The 5,132-nt window shown below is 32.9% G+C and carries 6 protein-coding genes (1 of these 6 only partly in view); 1 reads left to right on the forward strand and 5 read right to left on the reverse strand.

The window, feature by feature from the left end; all coding sequences use genetic code 11:
• The 5 genes in view from queA to Q0C22_RS00640 are tightly spaced (at most 59 nt apart) and all read right to left on the reverse strand, a layout consistent with a single transcriptional unit that may run on beyond the window.
• Positions 1 to 82, reverse strand: partial view of a tRNA preQ1(34) S-adenosylmethionine ribosyltransferase-isomerase QueA gene (gene queA / locus Q0C22_RS00620; RefSeq protein ID WP_291490158.1) — the 5' end (the start) only. It extends 944 nt beyond the left edge of the window; 82 of the gene's 1,026 nt are visible here — the first part of the coding sequence; it begins with the start codon at positions 80 to 82; its stop codon lies off the left edge, out of view.
• Positions 79 to 522: a PaaI family thioesterase gene (locus tag Q0C22_RS00625; protein WP_291490159.1), complete on the reverse strand. Its 444-nt coding sequence runs from the start codon at positions 520 to 522 to the stop codon at positions 79 to 81. Before Q0C22_RS00625 ends, queA begins: the two co-directional genes overlap by 4 nt.
• A 59-nt stretch (positions 523 to 581) precedes the next feature.
• Positions 582 to 2,576 (reverse strand): elongation factor G, encoded by a 1,995-nt coding sequence (locus Q0C22_RS00630; RefSeq protein WP_291490160.1) that lies wholly within the window; start codon positions 2,574 to 2,576, stop codon positions 582 to 584.
• 13 nt (positions 2,577 to 2,589) lie between these two features.
• A complete protein-coding gene (locus Q0C22_RS00635) occupies positions 2,590 to 3,129 on the reverse strand; it encodes a hypothetical protein (RefSeq protein ID WP_291490161.1) in 540 nt (179 codons plus the stop codon).
• A 2-nt stretch (positions 3,130 to 3,131) separates the two neighbouring features.
• Positions 3,132 to 3,719 carry a DedA family protein gene (locus Q0C22_RS00640; RefSeq protein ID WP_291490162.1) on the reverse strand — a complete coding sequence of 196 codons (588 nt, stop codon included), beginning with the start codon at positions 3,717 to 3,719 and terminating at the stop codon, positions 3,132 to 3,134.
• A 316-nt stretch (positions 3,720 to 4,035) separates the two neighbouring features.
• Between Q0C22_RS00640 and aroF the strand changes: the two genes are divergently transcribed.
• Positions 4,036 to 5,064 carry a 3-deoxy-7-phosphoheptulonate synthase gene (aroF, locus tag Q0C22_RS00645; RefSeq protein WP_291490163.1) on the forward strand — a complete coding sequence of 343 codons (1,029 nt, stop codon included), beginning with the start codon at positions 4,036 to 4,038 and terminating at the stop codon, positions 5,062 to 5,064.
• Positions 5,065 to 5,132: the final 68 nt, after the last annotated feature.

Consider the following 5,132-nt stretch of genomic DNA (forward strand, 5'->3'; position numbering starts at 1 on the left):
GCCTGCATTCATCTGGTGGAATATGAGGTTTTTGGGCTATAAGTTCTTTTGGAAGATTATAATCAAAAGTATCTAAATTCATTGAACTATATAAAATGTCCCAAGACCAACAGCCACTATATCTTCACTGTCGTCTACTACTAGACATTGGGCAACGATGGTTGTAGAGCCAAGGTGTAGAATTTTAGTTTGAGTTTTTAATTCACTATCGCTTGTTGCTTTTGTAAAATTTACTTTTAACTCAAGCGTATATATTTTTTTATCTGTGCCAATAGTTTTAAAAATTTCAGCGCCAAGTGCTATATCTATAAGACTACAAATAGCACCGCCATGCACCACTCCATATATGTTTTTGTTATTTATACCTGGCTTTAAAGTAACATTTTCATTTCTTTTTATGCCAATTAATTTGTCAAAATAGCGTAAATGCGAACCATCTAAATTTTTTACTATTTCGCTTAAGAAATCTATTTCGTGACTGCTTGCATTATTAATAAATTCAATAAGATCCTTTTTACTCACAAGTAAAGATTATAATAATTTAATCTTAAAAATCAATAAAAAGGGTCATTAAAGACCCTTTAGTTTTCCTGAGATTTGGCTGATTCAATGATTTTTTGAGCTTTTTGGGCAGGCACTTCTTCATAGCCATAAAATTTTGTTCTAAAAAAGCCTCTACCAGCTGTGAGAGAACGAAGCGTTGGGGCATATTCTAAGATTTCTGCTTCTGGCACCAATACAATTACCTGTTTGAAGTTGTGCCTTTTGCCGTATGTTTCCATTTTAAGCATTTTGCCACGCCTTGCATTAATATCTCCTATTATATCGCCTACATTTTCTTCTGGCACAAAAACTTCCATCTCAAGAATGGGTTCCAAAAGCGTTGGCTTGCATTTTAGCACACCTTCTTTAAATGCTATGGAACCAGCCATTTGAAAAGAAAAATCGCTCGAATCTACAGGATGATACATGCCATCTATAAGCTTAACTTTAATGTCTGTCATGGGGTATCCTGCCAGCGGACCTTTTTCCATAGCGCTTTTTACACCTTTTTCAACTGATGGTATAAATTGGCGAGGTATTGCGCCACCTACTATCATGTCAACAAATTCAAACCCAGCACCTCTTGGTAGAGGTTCTATTTCTATTGTTACGTCTCCAAATTGTCCATGACCGCCTGTTTGTTTTTTAAATCTTGCTTTGTGTGTGGTTTTATCCTTTATAGTTTCTTTGTATGCTACTTTTGGTAGTTTTAGTTTTATATCAAGGCCAAATTTTTTAAGGCGCGAAACTACAACTTCCAAATGATTTGTACCCATACCTGTTAGTATAAATTCGTTCGTTTCGGTATTTTTCTTAAAAGATAGTGTTAGATCTGATTCCAGAATTTTGCTCATGTATGTTGAAATTTTTTCGTCGTCATTTTTTGATGAACCATATACTGCATAGGAAATAAAAGGCAATGGCATTTTTACAAACTCAACTGGCGTGTCTTTTTTGTCATTTGATAATGTATCGCCTGTTTGTGTATATTTTAATTTAGCTACTGCAATTATATCTCCTGCTTCAGCTGATGTAAGATTTATAGGGTTTTTGCCAATCAAAGTTTGTATGGATCCAATGCGTTCTTCCTGGTCTTTGTTTAAGTTGTAATAAATGCTATCTGGTGTAAATTTACCGCTTAGGATTCTAATAAGGCTTAATTTTCCAGATTGAGGATCATTGTAGGTTTTAAAAACAAAGCCTTTTGAAGTATTATCTTCATTTTTAGCTGAAGGCAAATATGTGTTTGCAAAATCAATTAATGTTTGGGTATTATAACCTGCCAGAGCACTGCCTACAAGTACTGGTATTAATTTTTGAGAAGCTATAGCTTCTTTTAAAGTATTATTAAATAGATTTTGATTTAACTCTTCGCCTGATAAATAATTTTCTAATAATTCATCATTTAAAGAAGACACTTCTTCAATTATCAAAGAATGATAATTGTTTGCTTCTTCTTTTAGGTGTTGGGGTAACTCTATTTCTTTTTGATTAAAATCGTACGCTTTTAAGCTTAATGTATCAATGTAGCCAATAACTTTTTCTTTATCTTTAATTGGTATTTGAAAAGCAATTGCTTTAAATAATTCATTTATAGATTTCAAAGCATTTGAAAAATTACTGTTTTCTTTATCAATAGCATTCACAAAAACAATAAAAGGTTTGTTTTCTTTTTCAAGCTCATAATAAAACCTTTCTGTTTGAGCTTTTACGCCTTCGAGAATATCGACTACCAAAATAGCACTATCCGAGGCTCTAATGCCACATAATGCATCACCTATAAAGTTATGGTAACCTGGTGTATCAATTAAATAAATTATGGTGTTGTTATTTTGAATATTTGCAATGGAAAGCTGTATTGAAACTTTTCTTTCAATTTCCTCGCTATCAAAATCCATTGCGAGATTGCCTTTTTCGGTTGAGCCTTTTCTTGTTATTTTTTTGTTTATAAAGAGTATGTCTTCTACAAGTGTGCTTTTACCACAGCCTCCTGCTCCACATATTGCAATTACTTTTTTATTTACCTCGCCCATAAATATCCCCCTTTTAAGTAAGCGATTTTTGCCTTAATTGCAGGCAGTAATCTTTATATTGAAAGAATTTATTTTCTTTTGAAGAAATATTATTGTACCAATCGTTTAGCCAAACTGCATACTCTGGATGGTTTTGGCTATTTGAGCGTAAAATCTTATTTTGTAGGTTGTAGGCTATTATTTTGTCTGATACGTCTAGTGACTCATTTGTTGTTACAAAGTGGGCTTTTTGTGCAGTTATTTGATATTTACCAGGCGAAATTTCCTTTAAATCCAGTTTGTTTGTTTCATAAAAACCAATTATCAAATGTTTAACTTGCTCATTGTGAACTATCGCTCTAAATAAAATTATTATATTTTGATACTCGTTTTTTGATATTCTTTGAAGTTTTTCAAATTCATTAAAACCAACGATACAATCTAATTTGTCATCAAGATTAAATCCTTCAGGGTACGGTCCAGATTCAAAGCCGTTTGCACTTGTTGATCTTGCTACAAATTCTCCGTGAGAGTTTGCAGCAAAAAAAGGGATGCTCAAGATAAGTTTTTCCATGATTACCTCCTTTTTGACTTGTATTTATAAAATATGTACAAGATCAAAATTCCTCCGACTAACATTATGATACCTACTATTCCGAAATACTTTTCAACCTCCTGGAATTGAAAACCTAAAAAATACCCCAAATACACATAAAAAAAGCTCCATAAAACAGCACCTATAGCATCGAATATGACAAATACAGCAAAATTCATTTTAGAAATACCAGCAACTAATGCAGTAAAGCTCCTCAAAAGCGATAAAAACCTGCTAAACAAAACAGATATGCCGCCATATCTATCAAAAAAATACTGTGTTGGTTTGTAGTATTTATCTTTTAGCAGCCTTTTTTTTATGATAATGTCTCCGAAGAATGTGCCAATAAAATAACTTGTTAAATAACCTAAAAAAGCTGCAACTATAACAACGATTAACAAAGATTCTATTTTTAAGTATCCTTTTTGGGCCATTATACCAGCTAATACTACCGCGGTTTCGCCTGGAACAATGAGGCTTGCAAAAACGACAGTTTCTAAAAATGTAAAGATAAATACAAACAACAAACCATATTTTTGAATGTAGCCCGTTAATTCAGATATTTCCATAATTACACCTTAAATTTAAATATAAACTAAATTTATGCCAATATCAAGATTTTATTAAAAATTTGTAAAATGCTTATTATTTCAATATTGTTTGTTTTAAGTTTTTTCTTGAAATACATAAAAAATTATGATATATAAAAAACTATGAAAAATTTTGATTCTATTTTGGCTGGGCAAGATATAAATCTATCATATTGGTGGTATTACTTTTATAGCTGGCGGGAGTAGTCTATCCTTTTGTAAGGCTTTATTTAGCCGGTTGGGGTGGACTACTCCAACCGGCTTTTTTTTTGCAAAAAATTTATGAGGAGGTTTTATGATAGTTATAATGAAAAAGTCTGCTACAGATAAGCAGATTGAGGGTGTCGTTAAAAAAATTAGCGAATTAGGCTTTACAAGCCATGTAAGTAAGGGAAGTGAACGTACAGTTATAGGTGTTGTTGGGGAATTTTCAAAAGATAAGCTTAAGATAGATCCATTATCATTGTTGTCTATGGAAAGCGGAGTAGAAACTGTCTATAGAGTGTCAAAACCATATAAACTTGCAAGCATAGAAAACAGGCCAGAGCCGACTACAGTTTATGTTAATGGAATTCCTATTGGTGAAGGAAAATTTACAGTTATTGCAGGACCTTGTTCTGTAGAAAATCGTCATCAAATACTAACAACCGCAAAAGGAGTAAAATCAGCTGGTGCAAAACTATTAAGAGGTGGTGCATATAAGCCACGTACAAATCCATATACTTTTCAAGGCCTTGGTGAAGAAGGTTTAAAACTGTTAAAAGAAGCAAAGGATGAAACAGGCCTGCCAATTGTGACAGAAGTTATGAATCCAAAAGATTTGGATTTGATTTTAGATTATGCAGATGTTTTGCAAATTGGAGCAAGAAATATTCAAAATTTTGCACTTTTAAAGCTTGTGGGCCAGACAACAAAGCCAGTTTTACTAAAGCGAGGAATGTCAACAACGATAGAAGAATTGCTTATGAGTGCCGAATATGTAATGAGTGAAGGAAATGCTAATGTAGTATTATGCGAAAGAGGTATTAGAACCTTTGAAACTGCAACAAGAAATACTCTTGATATATCTGCTGTGCCAGTTTTAAAAAAACTTACGCATTTGCCTGTAATTATTGATCCATCTCATGCAGCAGGAAAAAGAGATTATGTGGCAGCGCTTTCAAAAGCAGCTATTGCAGCAGGTGCAGATGGGCTAATTATTGAGGTGCATTACAAGCCAGAAATTGCAATATCAGATGCTTCGCAGCAACTAACGATACCAGAATTTGAAAATTTAATGAAAGATCTCAAGAAATTAGCTGAAGTTTTAGAAAAAGAAATGTAAAAAAGGGGCACAATTAAGCCCCTTTTTTACGAGCTAAAAGTTTATTCTACTTTTGCAGAATTGCTGAT

Origin of the sequence: Desulfurella sp. (genome assembly GCF_023256235.1) — a bacterium.
GTDB lineage: Bacteria > Campylobacterota_A > Desulfurellia > Desulfurellales > Desulfurellaceae > Desulfurella.